This window comes from Viridibacillus sp. FSL R5-0888, assembly GCF_038009105.1.
GTDB classification, from domain to species: domain Bacteria; phylum Bacillota; class Bacilli; order Bacillales_A; family Planococcaceae; genus Viridibacillus; species Viridibacillus arenosi.
The window spans coordinates 4417523-4437107 of record NZ_JBBPAU010000001.1 but is presented as its reverse complement, the minus strand read 5'-3'; the positions used below and the strand labels follow the sequence as shown (position 1 = coordinate 4437107).

Annotated in this window: 22 protein-coding genes; 20 read left to right on the top strand and 2 right to left on the bottom strand. The window is 36.4% G+C overall.

The genetic code is table 11. The features are described 5' to 3' along the window. Positions 1–556 precede the first annotated feature (556 nt). The 11 genes from rpmH to MKY02_RS21865 all read left to right on the top strand — a co-directional run bounded on the left by rpmH (position 557) and on the right by MKY02_RS21865 (position 11114). Positions 557–691 carry a 50S ribosomal protein L34 gene (gene rpmH / locus MKY02_RS21915; RefSeq protein WP_036200974.1) on the top strand — a complete coding sequence of 45 codons (135 nt, stop codon included), beginning with the start codon at positions 557–559 and terminating at the stop codon, positions 689–691. 221 nt (positions 692–912) lie between these two features. Beyond that, positions 913–1266 (top strand): ribonuclease P protein component, encoded by a 354-nt coding sequence (gene rnpA, locus MKY02_RS21910; RefSeq protein WP_038178762.1) that lies wholly within the window; start codon positions 913–915, stop codon positions 1264–1266. Positions 1267–1325: 59 nt separating this feature from the next. Then, entirely contained in the window at positions 1326–2093 is a 768-nt protein-coding gene (gene yidC / locus MKY02_RS21905) for a membrane protein insertase YidC (RefSeq protein WP_038178764.1), read from the top strand. After that, entirely contained in the window at positions 2090–2914 is an 825-nt protein-coding gene (gene jag / locus MKY02_RS21900; protein ID WP_038178766.1) for an RNA-binding cell elongation regulator Jag/EloR, read from the top strand. The genes yidC and jag overlap by 4 nt, the downstream gene beginning before the upstream one ends. 593 nt (positions 2915–3507) lie before the next feature. After that, positions 3508–4893 (top strand): tRNA uridine-5-carboxymethylaminomethyl(34) synthesis GTPase MnmE, encoded by a 1386-nt coding sequence (gene mnmE / locus MKY02_RS21895; RefSeq protein ID WP_038178768.1) that lies wholly within the window; start codon positions 3508–3510, stop codon positions 4891–4893. A gap of 28 nt (positions 4894–4921) precedes the next feature. Then, positions 4922–6820 (top strand): tRNA uridine-5-carboxymethylaminomethyl(34) synthesis enzyme MnmG, encoded by a 1899-nt coding sequence (mnmG, locus tag MKY02_RS21890; protein ID WP_038178770.1) that lies wholly within the window; start codon positions 4922–4924, stop codon positions 6818–6820. 42 nt (positions 6821–6862) lie between these two features. Beyond that, positions 6863–7579 carry a 16S rRNA (guanine(527)-N(7))-methyltransferase RsmG gene (gene rsmG, locus MKY02_RS21885; protein WP_038178771.1) on the top strand — a complete coding sequence of 239 codons (717 nt, stop codon included), beginning with the start codon at positions 6863–6865 and terminating at the stop codon, positions 7577–7579. A gap of 192 nt (positions 7580–7771) precedes the next feature. Next, a complete protein-coding gene (gene noc / locus MKY02_RS21880; protein WP_038178778.1) occupies positions 7772–8632 on the top strand; it encodes a nucleoid occlusion protein in 861 nt (286 codons plus the stop codon). Positions 8633–8804: 172 nt separating this feature from the next. Beyond that, positions 8805–9566, top strand: coding sequence for a ParA family protein (locus MKY02_RS21875; RefSeq protein WP_038178780.1), 762 nt, complete (start codon positions 8805–8807; stop codon positions 9564–9566). Beyond that, positions 9559–10398 (top strand): ParB/RepB/Spo0J family partition protein, encoded by an 840-nt coding sequence (locus MKY02_RS21870; RefSeq protein WP_038178782.1) that lies wholly within the window; start codon positions 9559–9561, stop codon positions 10396–10398. Before MKY02_RS21875 ends, MKY02_RS21870 begins: the two co-directional genes overlap by 8 nt. 11 nt (positions 10399–10409) lie before the next feature. Next, entirely contained in the window at positions 10410–11114 is a 705-nt protein-coding gene (locus tag MKY02_RS21865; RefSeq protein ID WP_038178783.1) for a DUF554 domain-containing protein, read from the top strand. Here MKY02_RS21865 and yyaC read toward each other — a convergent pair. Further along, on the bottom strand, positions 11058–11666 hold the full coding sequence (yyaC, locus tag MKY02_RS21860; RefSeq protein ID WP_081729989.1) for a spore protease YyaC: 609 nt from the start codon (positions 11664–11666) through the stop codon (positions 11058–11060). The genes MKY02_RS21865 and yyaC overlap by 57 nt on opposite strands. 71 nt (positions 11667–11737) lie before the next feature. On the opposite strand from yyaC, the gene MKY02_RS21855 reads away from it, so the two are divergent. The 3 genes from MKY02_RS21855 to ychF all read left to right on the top strand — a co-directional run bounded on the left by MKY02_RS21855 (position 11738) and on the right by ychF (position 14026). Continuing rightward, positions 11738–12628 (top strand): mechanosensitive ion channel family protein, encoded by an 891-nt coding sequence (locus tag MKY02_RS21855; protein ID WP_412104671.1) that lies wholly within the window; start codon positions 11738–11740, stop codon positions 12626–12628. Further along, positions 12628–12843, top strand: coding sequence for a DUF951 domain-containing protein (locus tag MKY02_RS21850; protein WP_038178792.1), 216 nt, complete (start codon positions 12628–12630; stop codon positions 12841–12843). The genes MKY02_RS21855 and MKY02_RS21850 overlap by 1 nt, the downstream gene beginning before the upstream one ends. A gap of 82 nt (positions 12844–12925) precedes the next feature. After that, complete coding sequence (ychF, locus tag MKY02_RS21845) at positions 12926–14026, top strand: redox-regulated ATPase YchF (protein ID WP_038178794.1); 1101 nt, start codon at positions 12926–12928, stop codon at positions 14024–14026. 51 nt (positions 14027–14077) lie between these two features. Here the strand turns inward: ychF and MKY02_RS21840 are convergent, their stop codons facing one another. Further along, complete coding sequence (locus MKY02_RS21840; RefSeq protein ID WP_235175662.1) at positions 14078–14629, bottom strand: DUF3267 domain-containing protein; 552 nt, start codon at positions 14627–14629, stop codon at positions 14078–14080. Positions 14630–14798: 169 nt separating this feature from the next. Here MKY02_RS21840 and rpsF point away from each other — a divergent pair, with 169 nt between their 5' ends. From rpsF to rplI, 6 genes are all read left to right on the top strand, one after another. After that, positions 14799–15089 carry a 30S ribosomal protein S6 gene (gene rpsF / locus MKY02_RS21835; protein ID WP_038178796.1) on the top strand — a complete coding sequence of 97 codons (291 nt, stop codon included), beginning with the start codon at positions 14799–14801 and terminating at the stop codon, positions 15087–15089. 42 nt (positions 15090–15131) lie between these two features. Next, positions 15132–15680, top strand: coding sequence for a single-stranded DNA-binding protein (gene ssb, locus MKY02_RS21830; protein ID WP_038178798.1), 549 nt, complete (start codon positions 15132–15134; stop codon positions 15678–15680). 55 nt (positions 15681–15735) lie between these two features. Further along, the gene (gene rpsR / locus MKY02_RS21825; RefSeq protein ID WP_038178800.1) at positions 15736–15972 is read left to right on the top strand and encodes a 30S ribosomal protein S18; all 237 of its coding nucleotides are present in this window, start codon (positions 15736–15738) and stop codon (positions 15970–15972) included. A gap of 228 nt (positions 15973–16200) precedes the next feature. Then, on the top strand, positions 16201–17142 hold the full coding sequence (locus MKY02_RS21820; protein WP_038178802.1) for a YybS family protein: 942 nt from the start codon (positions 16201–16203) through the stop codon (positions 17140–17142). Positions 17143–17155: 13 nt separating this feature from the next. Next, the gene (locus MKY02_RS21815; protein WP_038178804.1) at positions 17156–19132 is read left to right on the top strand and encodes a DHH family phosphoesterase; all 1977 of its coding nucleotides are present in this window, start codon (positions 17156–17158) and stop codon (positions 19130–19132) included. Beyond that, complete coding sequence (gene rplI, locus MKY02_RS21810; RefSeq protein ID WP_038178806.1) at positions 19129–19578, top strand: 50S ribosomal protein L9; 450 nt, start codon at positions 19129–19131, stop codon at positions 19576–19578. Before MKY02_RS21815 ends, rplI begins: the two co-directional genes overlap by 4 nt. Positions 19579–19585 lie beyond the last annotated feature (7 nt).

The window sequence follows — 19585 nt, the reverse complement described above, 5'->3', positions numbered from 1 at the left end:
GCTTCTTTCTCCTTTACATAAATATCTCTATTGAATATTTGGTTATAAATGCGGTTAAAATATGTTTATAAATGAACTATACATGATAGATACTCACAATAAAAACAAGCTGTGGATAAATGTTATTCTTAGGTGGTGGATAAAACTATCCACACATTATCAACAATTGTGGATAACATTTTGCATACACAAATTTATTTACAGAGTAAAACACAATAATCTTATCAAAAAAAACCAGGCAGTTCAAGATTTTTTCGAAGTTATCCACAAATTGCATAAATATACACAACGAACTTATCCACAACAAGTGAATTTGTGTAGAACCTGTCTATAAGTCTTGTGGATAATTTTGAGGGTGTAAAAAAGTGTCCACACTAGTTTTTGAGAGTGAGATAGTAGATTGTGGATAACTTACTAATAAAAAAACGCTGCTAACTGGATCGCGATAAAATGTATTTTCTAAATAAGCATTGACAGAATGACTGTAATTTATATATAATATGCAAGACTGTCTGTAGTATTTTTTATAATAGACTTTCCAGGAGGTGTCATATAAATGAAACGCACATACCAACCGAAAAAACGTAAACATAGTAAAGTACATGGCTTCCGCGCACGTATGAGTTCTAAAAATGGTCGTAGAGTACTTGCTGCACGTCGCCGTAAAGGAAGAAAAGTATTATCAGCATAAGTCCACTGACCAACATCAGTGGTCTTTTTTTTCTTTATGGAGAAATTAGTGTTTAGTATTGTTGGTTTTTCTCCAAAACGGCCAAACTATTATGGTCAACTCCTTTTGCAAAGCTTTAAGAGGTAGGTCGTAAAAATATATCGTTTTGGAGGGAATCAACGATCAGTGTAATTGAAACCTTCATATAGAGAAGAAAGAACAATGAATAAGCAGGTGCAAAGATGAAAAAACGCCGCAGAATTAAAAAGAATGAAGATTTTCAAAAAGTATTTCGTAAAGGCAAGTCATTTGCGAATCGTCAATTTGTTGTCTACTGTTTACCAAAAGAAGGACAAGAAGAATTTCGCATTGGGCTATCCATTAATAAGAAAATAGGTAAGGCAGTCACTAGAAATCAAATCAAACGTTATATCCGTCAGAGTTTCTTCGAATTACAAGATGATTTGAGAAATGATATGGAATACGTGATCATCGCCAGACATCCGGCGGCCACTATAGATTTTCATGAAACGAAAAAGAGTTTACAGCATGTTTTAAAAATTGCGAAGGTTTTAAAAAGAAGTAGTAGAGAGTAATAGAAGGTGCATGATAAAATAGCTGATAGAAAATGAAAGTTATTTTAGGGGGATGAAGATTGAAGAAAAAACTTTGGATCATTCTCGCGCTTACTTCAATAACATTATTATTAACTGGGTGTACAGAATATAACCAACCAATTTATAGTGACACTGAAGGTTTTTGGAGCAAATATATCGTTTGGCCATTCGTAGCTTTCATAACGCTATTTAAAGGATTACTGGGTACGTATGCTTGGGGAATAGTTTGTGTAACAATCATTATTCGCTTAGCTATTTTACCGTTAATGATTAAACAGACAAAAAGTGCGAAGAAAATGCAAGAATTACAGCCTAAATTGGCGAAGTTAAAAGAGAAATACAGCTCCAAAGATGCAGTAACTCAGAAAAAGTATCAAGAAGAAATGATGAAATTAATGAGCGAATCTGGTGCTAATCCAGCAGCTGGATGCTTACCAGTGCTGATTCAAATGCCAATTCTAGTTGGTTTCTATCACGCAATTAGTCGTATGAACTCGACACCAGAAATTAACTTGGGCGACTTTTTCATGTTCCCATTAGCAGAATCGAGTATTGTACTCGCTGTTCTAGCAGGTATCATGCAGTTTATTGTTTTACGTACTGGCCCAGCGATGGATAATCCTCAAATGCGAATTATGATGTACATCATGCCATTTATGATTATTGGATTAGGTAGTTATTTACCTGCCGCTTTATCTCTTTACTGGGTAATTGGTAATATTATTACATTCATACAAAATCTTGTTATGTATAAGCCGTGGAACAAAACAACAAAACCTGCAAAAACAGGAGGGGCCAAAAAGTGAAACAGATTACGCAAATGGGAGCAACCGTAGAAGAAGCGATCTCTATAGCGTTAAAAGAGCTTGACCTTACCCGAGAGCAAGTAGATATTGAAATACTTCAAGAAGGTAAAAAGGGTTTTTTAGGTTTTGGTTCACGTAAAGCAAATGTACGCGTAACTGAAAAACAACTTGAGAAATCGGATCAAGAGCAACAATCTGTGCAACAGGCAATGGTAGAAGTGAGTGAAATTGAATCATCAGAAGCAGTAGCGCTTATTTCGAAAAGTGAAGTAGAAAATATACAAGAATCGACAACTGAAAACTTACAAGAACTATCACCTTTGGAAGTTGAAGAAAATGAATTAATAGATGAGAAACGTAACGATAACACAGTAGCTATTGAGCATGCAGTCACTTATTTAACAGATATAGCTAAGCAGTTAGATATCAATGACTTAACTATCGGTGTTGAAGAAAAGGGTAAAATTATTAATATTAGTTTAGAGAGCAAGAAGGCAGCATTACTAATTGGTAAACGTGGCCAAACGCTAAACTCCCTACAAGAATTGACACAATTAGTTGTTCATCAATACGCAAAGCGATTCGTCTTAGTAAAATTAGACGTAGAAAATTATCGCAAGCGTCGCCAAGAATCATTGGAACAGCTAGCAAATCGTATGGCAGATAAGGCCGTTCATACAGGGAAAAAGATTGAGTTAGAGCCAATGCCTTCGAATGAGCGAAAAATTATCCATCATATTCTTGCCAATCGAATTGATATCGAGACGTATTCCGTTGGATCGGATACCAAACGCTATTTAGTTATTGAACCAATTCGATAAATGAAATATTCTGTTAAAGCCCAGCTCATTTTAAATGAGCTGGGCTTTTGTTTGTTTTAATGGATAATTTTAGTTGGTTAGCCTTTATCCATTTGATAAATAATAAATTTACGAATGAAAAATGGTTGTTTTTTCATTAAATAGAGCTATCTAGCTTCAGGAGCTAATGTTTGGGGAGTTTCGCAGTTAAACGAGCACCCTAAGCTAACAGGACGTTGGTATTGGAACCGTTATGACACGACGTGGCGAACTTAGGTGGCTATCCTCAATTCTCAAAAAAAGTTGGAAAGTTTTTTGATTAGAAGATTCAAGTACTTGTAGAGCTTAACGAGTGCCTGTAGCATTCAAAAAAAGTAATACGGCTTTAGGTGCTAGCTACTTGGGGCTTTTTAACGGAAGGGTAAATTCAAAGAGCGATTTTGGCTTCCGCCTACCAATGACCTTGTCGCTAAGCGGACGCCTTCTGCATTTAAAAAAAGTTGTCCACAATTCTACTTTTCGAGCTTTTATGCTATTATTGTATGTTAGAGAGTTAGTTCGTTTTCAGGTTATCCACATGTGGATAATTTTTAATTTTTTAGGAGGTATTATCTATGGAGTTCGATACAATTGCGGCTATCTCAACGCCAATGGGTGAAGGGGCAATTGCCATTGTCCGTTTGAGTGGAGATGATGCTGTTGCCATTGCAGATCGTGTGTTTCATGCACCGAATCGGAAAAAGTTATCCACACAGCCGTCACATACTATTCATTATGGACATTTAAAGGAGCCTGAATCAGGTGAGGTAGTAGAGGAAGTTATGCTATCGATGATGAAAGGACCAAAAACATTTACACGTGAAGATGTAGTAGAAATTAACTGTCATGGTGGAATAGTTTCAGTGAATCGAGTACTGCAATTAGTATTGAAGAATGGTGCGCGATTAGCTGAGCCTGGTGAATTTACAAAGAGAGCATTCTTAAATGGCCGAATCGATTTATCCCAAGCAGAAGCTGTAATGGATTTGATTCGTGCAAAAACAGACCGTGCGATGAATGTAGCGCTTGGTCAAATGGACGGGAAATTATCACGATTAATCGGTGAACTTAGACAAGCACTATTAGAAACTTTAGCGCAAGTAGAAGTGAACATAGATTATCCAGAATATGACGATGTTGAAGAAATGACAATTCCACTTATGCTCGAAAAGTCTACATGGGTAATGAAAGAAATCGAGAAACTTTTACAAACATCTTCTCAGGGCAAAATTTTGCGTGAGGGCCTTTCAACTGTTATACTAGGTCGTCCGAATGTCGGCAAATCATCACTATTAAATAGCCTTGTACAAGAAAATAAAGCAATCGTTACAGACGTTGCTGGTACAACGCGTGATATTATAGAAGAGTACGTAAATGTAAGAGGTGTTCCATTACGGTTGGTCGATACTGCAGGTATTCGCGAGACCGAGGATATCGTTGAGCGCATCGGTGTTGAACGCTCTAGGCAAGTATTGAAAGAAGCAGATTTAATTCTGCTGGTTGTGAATTATGGAGATGAACTTACTGAGGAAGATGAACGTCTTTTCGAAACGATTCAAAATATGGACTATATAGTCGTTGTTAATAAAACAGATTTGTCACAACAGATCGACTTAGCTCGTGTACAAGCATTAGCGGGCAATCGCAAAGTGGTGACAACATCACTACTTAAAGAAGAAGGTGTCACAGAGCTTGAGGAAGCAATTGCGGCATTATTCTTTGAAGGATCATTGGAAGCTGGAGATATGACATATGTATCAAATGCACGGCATATCGCTTTACTACACCAAGCGCATTCAACGATTAAGGATGCTATTGAAGCAGCTCACGCGGGTGTACCTGTCGATATGATTCAAATCGATGTCACTAGAACATGGGAACTTCTTGGTGAAATTATTGGAGATACCGTGCAAGAAAGCTTAATCAATCAGCTATTTTCACAATTCTGTTTAGGGAAATAAACTTAAATATAGAAAGGAAGTAACGAGCATGCCAACAAAATTTGAAGCAGGCACGTTCGATGTGATTGTAATTGGAGCAGGTCATGCAGGAGTAGAAGCTGCATATGCTGCGTCAAGAATGGGTGCAAAAACACTTATGTTAACAATCAATCTTGATATGATCGCCTTTATGCCATGTAATCCTTCAGTAGGTGGCCCGGCTAAAGGGATTGTTGTACGCGAAATTGACGCATTAGGCGGTGCGATGAGTAAAATTATCGATAAAACACATATCCAAATGCGTATGTTAAATACAGGTAAAGGTCCTGCAGTACGTGCTCTACGCGCACAAGCAGATAAAGTACTTTACCAACAAGAAATGAAAAAGTTACTAGAAGACGAAGAAAATCTTACAATTCACCAAGCAATGGTAGATGAATTAATCGTTGAAGATGGTGAAGTAAAAGGTATCGTTACGCAAGTTGGTGCTGTTTATCATGCAAAAACAGTTATTGTTACAACAGGTACATTCCTACGTGGTGAAATCATTATTGGTGACTTGAAGTATTCAAGTGGTCCAAATAACCAACAGCCATCTATTAAATTAGCAGATAATCTAAAAGAACTTGGCTTTGAGTTAGTACGCTTTAAAACAGGTACACCACCACGTGTTAACAGCAAAACAATTGATTACAGTAAAACTGAAATTCAGCCTGGTGATACAGAGCCTCGTGCATTTAGTTATGAAACGACTGAATATATTACAGATCAACTACCATGTTGGCTGACATATACAAGTGAAGAAACACATGAAATCATTAATGATAATCTTCATTTATCTCCAATGTATTCAGGGATGATTAAAGGTACGGGCCCACGTTATTGCCCATCGATTGAAGATAAGGTTGTTCGTTTTAGTGATAAGCCTCGTCATCAATTATTCTTAGAACCAGAAGGTCGTAATACACGTGAAGTGTATGTTCAAGGGTTATCAACAAGCTTACCTGAACATGTACAACGCAAACTGTTGGAATCGGTGCCAGGTCTAGAAAAGGCAGAAATGATGAGAGCAGGTTACGCAATCGAATACGATGCAATTGTGCCAACACAATTATGGCCAACACTAGAAACTAAACGCATTGCAAACTTATATACAGCTGGACAAATTAACGGTACTTCAGGTTATGAAGAAGCTGCTGGACAAGGTCTAATGGCTGGAATTAACGCTGCTGCTAAAGCGCTTAGTAAAGAAGAGATGATTCTAGGACGTGCAGATGCATATATAGGTGTGTTAATCGATGACCTTGTAACAAAAGGAACAAACGAACCATATCGTCTATTAACATCTCGTGCAGAATACCGATTATTACTACGTCATGACAATGCGGATATGCGTTTATCTGATCGTGCTTATGAAGCAGGTTTAATTACTCAAGAACGTTATGATAGATTTAATATAAAACGTCAAAAAGTAGACAATGAAATTAAACGTCTTCGTGATACAATTTTAAAACCGGATGCTAAAACACAAGGTTTATTACGTGATTTAGGTAGTAGTGAATTAAAAGATGGTATCCGTGCAGCTGATCTATTAAAACGACCAGAAATGACGTATGAATTATTGTCAACATTAACTGAGTCACCTGTTGAGTTATCAACAGAGGAAAAAGAGCAAATCGAAATTCAGGTAAAATATGAAGGTTATATTGAAAAAGCACTTCAACAAGTAGATAAGCTTAAAAAAATGGAAGACAAAAAAATTCCGGAGAACATTGATTATGAAGCAATTTCAGGAATTGCAACTGAAGCAAAACAAAAATTAAAACAAGTAAGACCACTATCTGTTGCGCAGGCATCACGTATTTCGGGTGTAAACCCGGCTGACATTTCAATTTTACTAGTGTATATTGAACATGGTAGAATAGCGAAATTAGCGAGCAACGATTAATATGATAAAACCAACAGTGGCACTACATGGAAGGGGAAAATCATGAACGAAGAACAGTTTGTGCAGGCTTTAAAAGAACAAGGAATTGAGTTATCAGAGGGACAGTTAAAACAATTTCATACTTATTTTGAACTATTAGTTGAATGGAATGAGAAAATGAACTTAACTGCAATTACTGACCAGCCATCTGTTTATTTAAAGCATTTCTACGATTCTATTAGTGCTACTTTTTATATGGATTTCGATAAAGTGCAATCGATATGTGATGTAGGAGCAGGTGCAGGTTTTCCGAGTATTCCGATTAAAATCTGTTTCCCACATTTACAAGTGACAATTGTAGATTCATTAAATAAACGTATTCAATTTTTAACACATTTAAGTGAACAGCTAAATTTAGATCATGTGGAATTTGTTCATTCACGTGCAGAGGATTTTGGTCAAAATCCGAAATATAGAGAACAATTTGATCTTGTGACAGCTCGTGCAGTCGCTAGATTATCAGTACTTTCTGAGTTATGTATACCGCTTGTGAAAACAAACGGCCATTTTGTTGCGATGAAAGCAGCAAGTGGTGATGAAGAGATGAAGGATGCAAAAAAGGCATTAACAGTATTAGGTGCTAAATTAGTAGATAGCTATTCATTCTTATTACCAATAGAAGATAGTGAACGTTCTATTTTTATTTTTAATAAAACAAAAAATACACCGAAGAAGTATCCACGTAAGCCAGGTGTACCAAACAAATCACCAATCCAATAATTGTTTCGTTCCACGTGAAACATAAAAGGGTTCTTACGTTTTTTATAGAAAATAACTATAATGATATGTAGAAGTTACTTATTGCACAATGATAGTCAAAATATAAATAGTTCTCTCCACCTTCTAACGGGCTTTTACCTATGATATTAGATGGAGAATGCTTGGAAATATCGTTAAAGGTGGTGCCAAGGGATGAAAAGTACTTTTTCACGTTTTTTTGGAAGTGGTGAGAAAGTAGAACACGACTCGAAAAATGAGGTAGAAAGTGCGGAATCGGTTGTTAAACTCCTTATTGATGAGATCCAGCCGAATCGTTATCAGCCACGTACAATTTTCGATGATTCGAAGATTGAAGAGCTTGCACGAACAATCCGTACACACGGTGTAATTCAACCAATCGTCGTTCGAAAAATGGAAGAAGGTCATTACGAAATAATTGCCGGTGAGCGTCGTTATCGCGCGATGAAAATGCTAGAGTGGACAGAAGTGCCCGCAATCGTCCGTGAAATGAATGACAAAGAAACAGCTTCAGTGGCGTTAATTGAAAACTTACAACGTGAAGAACTTACATCAATTGAGGAAGCACAGGCTTACCTAAAATTATTAGAACTTCATGGTTTAACACAAGAAGCACTTGCCCAAAGGCTTGGTAAAGGTCAGTCAACAATAGCTAATAAAATCCGCTTATTAAAGTTACCTGAAGAAATCCAAATGGCTATTTTAAAAAGGGAAATTTCAGAACGTCACGCACGTGCTTTGGTACCTGTTAAAGATAAGGAATTACAATTAGCGTTGTTACAAGAAATAATCGACAATGATTATAATGTACGACAGTTAGAGCAAAGAATTGATGGAATTCTAAATCCTGCTGAAAAGCCAAAGAAAAATAAACCAACCCGTAAAGCAATTAGTAAAGACATTCGTATTGCATTAAATACCATTCGACAATCACTTACGATGGTTACAAAAACAGGTATTAATGTAGAAGCCGAAGAAGAAGAACATGATGAGTTTTATCAAATCACTGTGAAGATACCGAAAAAGAAATCATAATTTCATCTATTTTAAACTCTTGTCTAGTATTTAAGACAAGAGTTTTTTTATATATATTTCTTTTATAATAAGAGCCTATTGTACTTTTTTTTGATAGAATGAAAATTAGGTATTCAAATTAATTTAATATTGCCTATTTTTATAAAATTGATTTTGGAAAGCAGGTGCACATGTGGGTAAAACAATTGCAATCGCTAACCAGAAAGGCGGCGTAGGAAAAACTACAACATCAGTTAATCTTAGCGCTTGCCTCGCCCATTTAGGTAAAAAAGTATTAATGATTGATACAGACCCTCAAGGAAATGCAACGAGTGGAGTTGGGGTTAACAAAGGTGAAGTACATAAATGTATTTATGATGTGCTAATTGATGACGAACCAATTAAAGATGTCATTCGAGAAACAAAAGTAGAAAATTTATATATAGTACCTGCTACAATTGCGTTAGCGGGGGCTGAAATAGAACTAGTATCAACAATTTCAAGAGAAGTACGGTTAAAACATGCAATTGAAGATATAAAAAACGACTATGATTACATCGTAATTGACTGTCCACCATCTCTTGGATTGTTAACAATTAATTCATTAACAGCATCTGATTCAATTTTGATTCCTGTACAATGTGAATATTACGCTTTAGAAGGATTAAGTCAGCTATTATCAACTGTCCGGTTAGTACAGAAGCATTTAAATCATCAACTAACAATTGAGGGTGTTTTATTGACGATGCTTGACGCACGTACGAATCTGGGTCTTCAAGTAATAGAAGAAGTGAAAAAATATTTTCAAGATAAAGTGTTTAAAACGGTTATCCCACGTAATGTCCGTTTAAGTGAAGCGCCAAGTCACGGGGAACCAATTATTGTATATGATGCAAAATCGCGTGGGGCAGAAGGATATTTAGAGCTTGCAAGGGAAGTGATTAAAAATGGCTAAAGGTCTAGGAAAAGGAATTAACGCATTATTCCCAGGTGAATCTTTATCTAGTAATGAAACAATTGAGCATTTGGCATTAACAGATTTACGAGCAAATCCATATCAACCTCGGAAAATTTTTGATGAGTCTGCAATCGAGGAATTGGCCATATCCATTAAAGAACATGGAGTTTTGCAACCAATTATTGCACGCAAACGAGTTAACTTTTATGAAATTGTTGTTGGTGAAAGACGATTTAGAGCTTCCAAACTTGCGGGGTTAACAGAAATTCCGGTTGTTGTCCGAGAGATGGACGATCAACAGATGATGGAGTTAGCAATTCTTGAGAATTTACAACGTGAAGATTTAACCCCAATTGAAGAGGCTGAGGCTTATACAAATCTAATGGATAACTTAAACTTAACGCAGGAACAATTAGCAGCTCGTTTAGGGAAAAGTCGTCCACATATTGCGAACCATGTCCGGTTGTTAGCATTGCCGGAAGATGTGCGTATTCTTTTATCAGAAGGTAAAATCACAATGGGTCATGGTCGTGCATTACTGGGATTGAAAAGAAGAAAATTAATATCACAAGTAACTGAAAAAGTGTTAACTCAGCATTTGAACGTTCGTCAGTTAGAGGCATTAGTACAATCTATGAATGACAATGTTTCACGTGAAACAAAGAAGAAAGTGAAAAAGGATATTTTCATTGCCGAAAAGGAATCACAGTTACGTGATTATTTTGGTACGAACGTGACAATTAAGGAATCGAAAAATAAGGGGAAAATTGAAATTGAATTTTTCTCTGCTGATGATTTAGAACGTATATTAGAATTACTCGAAGATTGAGAGGATTTCACTTGGTTCTATTAGGTACGGCAATAAACGCAGTGTTGATTGTAATTGGCACGTTAATTGGTAGATTGTTACAGAGAATACCCGATAACACTAAAGAGACAGTGATGAGTATTATAGGTCTAGCTGTCGCAGTGTTGGGCATTCAAATGGGCATACAAAGTGAGAATTTTATCATCGTCATTGTTAGCCTTGTATTTGGTGCTATTCTAGGAGAATGGATTGATCTAGATAAGCAATTAAACCGTCTAGGTCAGTTTCTTGAGAGAAAACTAGGAAACAAGGCTAAAGATGGGAATATTTCACAAGGTTTTGTTAACGCTACTCTTATTTTTGTTATTGGTTCCATGGCTATAATAGGTGCGTTAGATAGTGGGCTACGTGATGATCATTCTGTTTTAATAACAAAAGGTATTATTGATGGTTTTACAGCAGTAATTTTAGCTTCGACACTAGGGATAGGAGTTATTTTATCTGCTGTTCCGGTATTTTTGTATCAAGGTATTATTGCTGTTTTTGCAGGACAAATTAGTCGGTTCATACCTGATGCTGCACTACAAATGTTCATTCAAGAAATGACCGCGACAGGTGGTATTATGATTCTTGCAATAGGTCTTAATTTAGTAGGCTTAACGAAAATCCGCGTGGCCAATTTACTTCCGGGAATACTCATTGTGGCCATCGCGGTTATGTTCATGTACCTTTTTTAAAGAATAACGACTCCATGCTAAAAATAATGCGCGGGAAATTTGCTGGCTCATTTCGTACGTAACATGTAGGCGAGTGTTTTGTAAAACTGCATGCTCCATAAATCCTCCAATATTGACTATGCCTTTTATAGACATATCGCCAATAGGGGGGAGCTCCTTCTTCACAGCTTTGCCAGGCAGTAAAGGTCCCTCATGTACAATAATTTCCCCAATGCGTTGCTGTGAACCAAGACAAGCATCAATGGCAACTACAAACGGCTGTATTTCATGGGTAGATAAATTATCAACTGTATCTGTTAGATTCAGTGCATGAAGGGGTTTTTCCAAAGTCCCTATAATTTCATAAGGAAATGAAACATACTGATTTAAAAAACTGCCGGCTAATGGTCCGAGTGAGTCTCCAGTAGAGCGATCGGTTCCAATACAGCAAAATACAAGATTTTCGTGATGAAATGGTATATGCTCTAAAAGGAAAGAGCTCAACCTCCAAATGGCACCTGATTCTTTATAATGAAGAACATGTGAAAATGGTTGATTCGAAGTTATAAGCATCCAGAATCTCTCTTTCTTTTTTCAGCATTATACGCATAACGAGAATTTTTTATGCAAGAGGAGCGGCAAAATTGGAAAAAATGTATAAGAACTTTATGGCAGCTTTGACTAGTGAAGAAATGTGGATAGGTGTTGGTCTTGCAACAATAAAAATTACAGCAATCACGATATTATCAATGGTTGTTGTACGTGTAGCTAAAATAGCTATTCGTAAAGGATTTGAAATCCGTATGAAAGCGCCAGCCCCTTTACAACCAGCATCTGAAAGACGATATCGAACTATTTTGAGACTGGTACAAAGTATTGTTTCATATGTAGTTTATTTTTCGGCGATTTTAGCGATATTATCAGCTGTAAATATAGATGTTAAAGGACTTTTAGCAGGTGCCGGAATCGTAGGTTTAGCAGTCGGGTTTGGTGCACAAAGCTTAGTGAAAGACGTCATCACTGGATTCTTCATTATTTTTGAAGATCAGTTTGGTGTTGGTGACTATATTAAAATCACTTCAGTAGAAGGTACTGTACTCGAAATTGGGTTACGTACAACTAAAATTAAAGGTGCTGCAGGAGAGATTAATATTGTTCCAAATGGTTCAATCACTGATGTTGTAAACTATTCTATAAATAATTCAATTGCTATTATCGATGTAAGTGTTGCTTATAGCTCAGATATCGCAAAAGCAGAGCGCTTGATAGAGGAATATCTTAAAGAGCTACCAAAAAAACATGAAGAAATAACTGCGCCTCCTACATTATTAGGCGTACAAAATGTCGTAGGTGCAGAAGTTTCTCTTCGTATTTCAGTGGAAACATTACCAATGCAACATTTTGCAATATCACGTATGGTTCGTCGTGATGTAAAAGAAATTTTTGATCGAAATCGTATCGAAATTCCTTATCCAAAAATGATGGTTTATGAAAGAGATAATAATCAAACATTTAACGAAGAAGGAGAAAGATGATGGAAGCAAAAAAGTTTGAGTTGGGCGACGTTGTAGAAATGAAAAAACAACATCCTTGTGGAACAAACGAGTGGAAAATTATCCGAATGGGTGCAGATATTCGTATTAAATGCGAAGGATGTCAGCATAGCGTGATGATTCCACGAAGAGACTTTGAAAAAAAGTTAAAGAAAATATTAATTCCTGCTAATCCTGTAACAGAAGAGCAAAATTAGACTTTTATTAGATGAGTCTCTATAATTAACAAGTCGTGTAAATATAATACTGTTTATGAAAAATTGAAAGGTTGTGAATAGAATGGCTTTAACAGCTGGCATCGTAGGTTTACCAAACGTAGGTAAATCAACATTGTTTAATGCAATTACAAAAGCAGGAGCAGAATCTGCAAACTATCCATTCTGTACGATTGATCCAAACGTAGGAATCGTTGAAGTACCAGATAATCGTCTACAAAAATTAACGGAATTAGTAGAGCCGAAGAAAACTGTGCCAACAGCTTTTGAATTTACTGATATTGCTGGTATCGTAAAAGGCGCTAGTAAAGGTGAAGGGCTTGGTAACAAGTTCTTAGCACACATTCGTGAAGTAGATGCAATTACACAAGTAGTTCGTTGTTTCGCTGACGATAATATCACACATGTATCAGGTAAAGTAGATCCAATCGAAGATATCGAAGTTATTAACCTTGAGTTAATTCTTGCAGATTTAGAAGCAGTTGAAAAACGCTTGTCTCGTGTTGAAAAATTAGCAAAACAAAAAGATAAAGATGCAATGGCAGAAGCACCGATTTTGACTCGCCTAAAAGAAACTTTTGAAGCTGAAAAACCGGGTCGCTCTATTGACTTTACTGAAGAAGAATTTAAAATCGTTAAAGGGTTCCACCTACTGACTGTGAAACCTATGCTATACGTAGCTAACGTTTCTGAAGATGAAGTAGCTAATGCTGACGACAATGAATATGTACAAAAAGTGCGCGAATATGCAAAAGCTGAAGGCGCAGAAGTAATTGTTATTTGTGCGAAAATCGAAGAAGAAATTGCAGAACTTGATGATGAAGAAAAAGCAATGTTCCTTGAAGAACTAGGAATCGAAGAATCTGGTTTAGACCAATTAATTCGTGCATCCTACAATCTACTTGGACTAGCAACTTACTTCACAGCAGGTGTACAAGAAGTACGTGCATGGACATTCCGTAAAGGGATGAAAGCACCACAATGCGCTGGTGTTATCCACTCTGACTTTGAACGTGGATTTATCCGTGCAGAAACAGTTGCTTACGAAGATTTAATGGCATATGGCTCAATGACTGCAGCCAAAGAAGCAGGTAAAGTACGTCAAGAAGGTAAAGAATACATCGTACAAGATGGCGATGTTATGTTATTCCGCTTCAACGTATAATATAAAATTAAAAGACAGTGCTGGATGTATCCGGCTCTGTCTTTTTTTATTTTAATATGTTTTGTTTTTGTACAAATATAATCTAGGTAAATCAGGGTCATCTTTTACCCAAAATGTATTTGGATATTTACGAAGTGCGAAATACATAGCAAAATCCCCAACAGCACCAGCAATTAACCAAGCTCCTAATACAACAAGCATCGTACTATTAAAGTAGAGACCAAAAACAGCAGGAATAACGCCGGTTGTCCAAAAAGGTAGTAGAAGTGCTTTTTTCATTGCCTTATTACAAATAGGCTCTTTCGTTGTTGCATAGGCAACACCCATTTTCAAATTCACACCGTAATCCAGTGAGTGAAAAGGTACTTTACCAAAAATCATAAAACCAATTAAATGAAAAATTTCATGTAACACAATTAAAATAATATAATATACGATAAATAATATAATACTTAAAAGTGAAAAATTTAGTTCAAATACTTGATGGATCCAACCATTTAGAATAATAAGTCCGATCATTAAGCTAAAAGTCATAATGATGTTTTGCCAAGCTATTTTCTTTAAATCTAGCTCAATAATTGAAGGTTTTTCGTGTTCTATCAAAATAATCACCTCTACGCTAAGTATAATGGAAATGACTTGGAAAAGTATAGGGATGAAGGTTGCTATATTCAAATTAATGTGCTACAATTCACTGATGTGAGTAATAAATTTACTTGCTCCTTGCCCACTGCAACTAGTCGGGCCAAAGTCCATAAGGAGGTGCTTATAGATGAAAAAGTACGAATTAATGTACATCATTCGCCCAAACATTGAAGAAGATGCGAAGAAGGCTCTTGTAGAACGCTTCAACGAAATCTTAACTTCAAACGGCGCTGAAGTCATCGAATCTAAAGAGTGGGGCAAACGCCGCTTAGCTTACGAAATCAATGATTTCCGTGAAGGTTTCTACCAAATCGTGAAAATCAACGCTGACGCTAAAGCTATCAACGAATACACTCGTCTTGCTAACATTAGCGAAGACATTATTCGCCACATTGCAGTTCGCGAAGAAGAAAAATAATCTAAATTTATAAAAATCGCAGATAAAGGAGGTTGTATTCTGATGATTAACCGAGTCGTATTAGTTGGAAGACTAACAAAAGATCCGGAACTTCGCTATACACCAAGTGGCGCAGCTGTTGCTCGCTTTACAATTGCTGTAAATAGAACATTTGCTAACCAACAAGGTGAAAAACAAGCGGACTTTATTAACTGTGTTGTTTGGCGTAAACAAGCTGAAAATACTGCTAACTTCTTGAAAAAAGGAAGTCTAGCGGGCATAGAAGGCCGTATCCAAACAGGTAGTTATGAAGGACAAGATGGTAAACGTGTTTACACAACTGAAGTTGTTGCAGATAGCGTGCAGTTCTTAGAGCCGCGCGGTGCTGCAGGAGATCGTCCACAAGGACAGCAACAGTACGGTGGACAACCATCATATGGTGGTGAACAATCGTACAGCCAAGCTCCACAACAAAACAACTATCAGCAACAACCATCTTATCAACAGAATCAATCACCTAGTCAGCAAAACTATACGCGTGTAGATGAAGATCCATTTGCTAACAACAATGGTGGTCCAATCGAAGTTTCTGAAGATGACTTACCATTCTAAGTAAAAATCCATTGCACGCAATATATACCAATATACTTAAGGAGGCGACAATACTATGGCACCACGTAGAGGAGGCCGCAAACGCCGTAAAGTTTGCTATTTCACTTCTAACAACATCAAACACATCGACTATAAAGATGTAGATTTGTTGAAAAAATTCATCTCTGAGCGCGGAAAAATTCTTCCACGCCGTGTAACTGGTACTAGCGCAAAATACCAACGTAAACTTACAGCTTCAATTAAAGTTTCTCGTATTATGGGCTTACTTCCATTCAGCACAGAAGAAAGATAATAACTTTCTAAAGACCGGGTAACCGGTCTTTTTTTTTTTTTACAAAAATAATACCTACATCAATCTAATTTATTTTATAGTAGTTAAACGAACTGCATAAAATATCTCCATTAAACACCTCATAATCCACAAAAGTATAGCCTAGTGCATTTTTGTTCATGAACATGAAACATGGTACAATAATAAGATGAAATAAAAGATAGTCTTTTGAAAAAAGGAAGGTTATAAATGCCTAAAAATAAAACGCAACAACTGACACAAGGGGCGATGATGGCCGTAATATTTACAGCCCTTTTAGCGATTACTTCATATATTCCTATATTATCTTTGGTAACAATATGGTTTATTTCTTTTCCAATTGCTTGGTATAGTACAATGTATGATCGCAAAGCATCAATGATAGTAGCTGTTGTTAGTATAGGAGTTTCTATACTTGTTACAGGTATAATGTCCCTGCCACTTGCTATTATTTTCTGCCTTGCAGGATTTTTAATTGGCGACACACTGCGTATGAAAAAAAGCAAAGTTTATTTATTTATGACTACAGGTATTAGTGTATTACTATCTATGGCGATTATGTATGTTATCTCGGTAAAATTATTCAATGTAGATAGTTTGAAGATTTTGATGGACATCGCCAGAGAAAGCTATGAAAGATCAAATGAATTAGCTAAGACTATGCCGGGTGTTAAAGCGTTGACTGCTGAACAGTTAGAGCAAATGTTTAATTTAGTAACTATGGTAATGCCGACTATGATTACGATGTCTGTATTCATAATCACTTTTATTATCATTACAGTTAATTTACCGTTATTAAAACGTTTTGGAATAACTGTTCCAAAATTTGCACCATTTAAAGACCTTCAATTGCCTAGATCGGTTTTATGGTACTATATGCTAGTTTTAATAGTGACATTATTTATAAAACCTGAAAGTGGCTCTTTCGCTGATATGGCTTTTTTGAATCTGTCATTTATACTGAGCACATTACTGCTGTTACAAGGGATTTCATTTATTCACTACTATATACATGAGCAAGAATGGCCTAAATGGGTTGCAATAATAAGTACTATTTTAGCGTTACCTCTATACTCGTTTGTTACGCTACTTGGTATTGTGGATTTAGGATTTAATATTCGTGCGCTTGTGACGGGAACGCCGAGAAAATAAGGAGCTGAATTCTATGGGTACTTTGTTCAGAAAAAGACCAATTCGATATCCTCTTTTAATTCTGTCTCTTCTTAGTGTAGCAAGCGTTATCGTATGTATAATGTGGAATCCGTTCATTGGTATCGCTTATGGTCTTGTAGTGGTATTGGCGCTAATAATGACATGGAAAACGGAAAAAACAACCTATGAAGAAACAGAAAAGCACATTGAAACACTCTCATATCGTATGAAAAAAGTAGGGGAAGAGGCCTTGCTTGAAATGCCTATTGGTATCATTTTAATTGATACTCAATATATGATTGAATGGTCGAATCCATATATGCTAGGTATTTTAGATGTAGATACATTAATGGGAGAGGAGATTTTTACACTTTCAGAAGATCTCTATACATTAATCAAACATGATGAGAAGCATGAGATGAATATCACTCTTAGGGATCGTAAGTATAGAGCATTTTATAAACCCGAAGAAAGGTTATTATATTTCTTTGATATCACTGAGCAAGTAGAAATTGAAACGCTTTACTATGAAGATCGGTCAGTAATAGCAGTCCTCTTTGTTGATAACTATGACGAAATCACACAAGGTATGGATGATCAAAATCGTAGTCAGACAAATTCACTCATTACATCGCTTATTAATAATTGGGGCACACAATATGGTATTTTTATAAAGCGCATTTCGACGGATCGTTTTATAGCGATACTAAATGAATCCATTTTACAAGAAATTGAGAAGAAGAAATTCTCTATTTTAGATGATATTCGTGAAACTACTGCAAAACAGAGTTTATCTTTGACATTAAGTATTGGTGTTGGTGCTGGTTCTCAATCACTTATAGAGCTGGGTGAACTAGCGCAATCTAGTTTAGATCTTGTTTTAGGGCGCGGTGGTGACCAGGTTGCAATCAAGCAACCTAATGGTAAAGTGAAATTTTACGGTGGTAAAACAAATCCTGTTGAAAAGCGTACTAGAGTACGTGCACGCGTTATTTCTCATGCACTACGTGATTTAATCCAGGATAGTGATCAAGTCTTCGTAATGGGCCATAAAATGCCTGATATGGACGCCATAGGAGCAGCCATTGGAGTTCGTAAAATGGCTCAGATGAATAAAATTGATGGTTATGTCGTTATGGATTTCGATCAAATTGATAATAGTATTGTCCGCTTAATGAATGTGGTCAAGGAAAAGTCTGATCTCTATGATCGATTTATTACTCCGGAGGAAGCATTATCGAAAATTACCGATAAGTCATTATTAGTCGTTGTTGATACACATAAGCCATCGATGACTATTGAAGAGAAATTAATAAATAGGGCTGAGAAAGTCGTCGTAATTGACCACCATCGACGTGGCGAAGAGTTTGTGAAAAATCCGATGCTTGTATATATGGAACCTTATGCGTCATCGACTGCGGAGCTTGTAACAGAATTATTAGAGTATCAACCAAAAAATGATAAAATAACAATGTTAGAGGCAACAGCTCTTCTGGCAGGCATTATTGTCGATACAAAAAGTTTTACTTTACGTACTGGAGCGCGTACGTTTGAAGCAGCGTCGTATTTACGTACAAACGGTGCAGATACAATTTTAGTACAACGTATATTGAAGGAAGATATCAATACGTATATTGAACGTTCTAAAATAGTCCAAACAGCGGAGTTTGTACATCAAGGGCTAGCTATAGCACGTGGGGATAATGATAAGATTTATAACTCGGTTTTACTTGCACAAACAGCAGATATATTATTAACAATGAAAGACATTTCTGCATCATTTGTAGTTGCTCATCGTCATGATGGAGTCATTGGTATTAGTGCGCGTTCACTAGGTGAGATTAACGTCCAGCTTGTAATGGAAGAGCTTGGCGGTGGTGGACATTTAACGAATGCTGCATGCCAATTAGACGTAGCAACAATTGATGAGGCTATTAACATGTTAAAAGAAGCAATAGAGGTTGTATTAGAAGGGAGTTCGGAATCATGAAAGTAGTATTCTTAAAAGACGTTAAAGGTAAAGGCAAAAAAGGTGAAATCAAAAATGTAGCTGATGGTTATGCACATAATTTCTTATTAAAAAATAATCTAGCTGTTGAGGCAAATCAAGCAGCAATTAGCCAATTAGATGGGCAAAAGAAAAAAGCTGAAAAAGATGCTGCTGCTGAATTAGCTGCTGCTAAAGATTTAAAAGCAAAAATTGAAGAGTTAACGGTTATACTAAAAGCAAAATCAGGTGAAGGTGGCCGTTTATTTGGTGCAGTGACTACAAAACAAATTGCAGATGGTTTAAATAAACAACATGGTATCAAAATTGATAAACGTAAAATGGAATTAGCAGACGCTATTCGTGCACTAGGATTTACAAACGTACCAGTGAAGCTACATCATGAAGTAACAGCTACACTGAAAGTACATGTTACAGAAGAAGCGTAAGGAGAGA

What these genes read in the sequence shown, in the direction of transcription:
- rpsR (WP_038178800.1), top strand. Translation starts at nt 15,736, where the DNA reads ATGGCACCACGTAGAGGAGGCCGCAAACGCCGTAAAGTTTGCTATTTC.
- noc (WP_038178778.1), top strand. Translation starts at nt 7,772, where the DNA reads ATGAAAAGTACTTTTTCACGTTTTTTTGGAAGTGGTGAGAAAGTAGAA.
- MKY02_RS21820 (WP_038178802.1), top strand. Translation starts at nt 16,201, where the DNA reads ATGCCTAAAAATAAAACGCAACAACTGACACAAGGGGCGATGATGGCC.
- MKY02_RS21815 (WP_038178804.1), top strand. Translation starts at nt 17,156, where the DNA reads ATGGGTACTTTGTTCAGAAAAAGACCAATTCGATATCCTCTTTTAATT.
- rsmG (WP_038178771.1), top strand. Translation starts at nt 6,863, where the DNA reads ATGAACGAAGAACAGTTTGTGCAGGCTTTAAAAGAACAAGGAATTGAG.
- ychF (WP_038178794.1), top strand. Translation starts at nt 12,926, where the DNA reads ATGGCTTTAACAGCTGGCATCGTAGGTTTACCAAACGTAGGTAAATCA.
- rpmH (WP_036200974.1), top strand. Translation starts at nt 557, where the DNA reads ATGAAACGCACATACCAACCGAAAAAACGTAAACATAGTAAAGTACAT.
- mnmG (WP_038178770.1), top strand. Translation starts at nt 4,922, where the DNA reads ATGCCAACAAAATTTGAAGCAGGCACGTTCGATGTGATTGTAATTGGA.
- rnpA (WP_038178762.1), top strand. Translation starts at nt 913, where the DNA reads ATGAAAAAACGCCGCAGAATTAAAAAGAATGAAGATTTTCAAAAAGTA.
- ssb (WP_038178798.1), top strand. Translation starts at nt 15,132, where the DNA reads ATGATTAACCGAGTCGTATTAGTTGGAAGACTAACAAAAGATCCGGAA.
- yyaC (WP_081729989.1), bottom strand. Translation starts at nt 11,666, where the DNA reads ATGCTTATAACTTCGAATCAACCATTTTCACATGTTCTTCATTATAAA.
- rpsF (WP_038178796.1), top strand. Translation starts at nt 14,799, where the DNA reads ATGAAAAAGTACGAATTAATGTACATCATTCGCCCAAACATTGAAGAA.
- MKY02_RS21870 (WP_038178782.1), top strand. Translation starts at nt 9,559, where the DNA reads ATGGCTAAAGGTCTAGGAAAAGGAATTAACGCATTATTCCCAGGTGAA.
- rplI (WP_038178806.1), top strand. Translation starts at nt 19,129, where the DNA reads ATGAAAGTAGTATTCTTAAAAGACGTTAAAGGTAAAGGCAAAAAAGGT.
- MKY02_RS21850 (WP_038178792.1), top strand. Translation starts at nt 12,628, where the DNA reads ATGGAAGCAAAAAAGTTTGAGTTGGGCGACGTTGTAGAAATGAAAAAA.
- mnmE (WP_038178768.1), top strand. Translation starts at nt 3,508, where the DNA reads ATGGAGTTCGATACAATTGCGGCTATCTCAACGCCAATGGGTGAAGGG.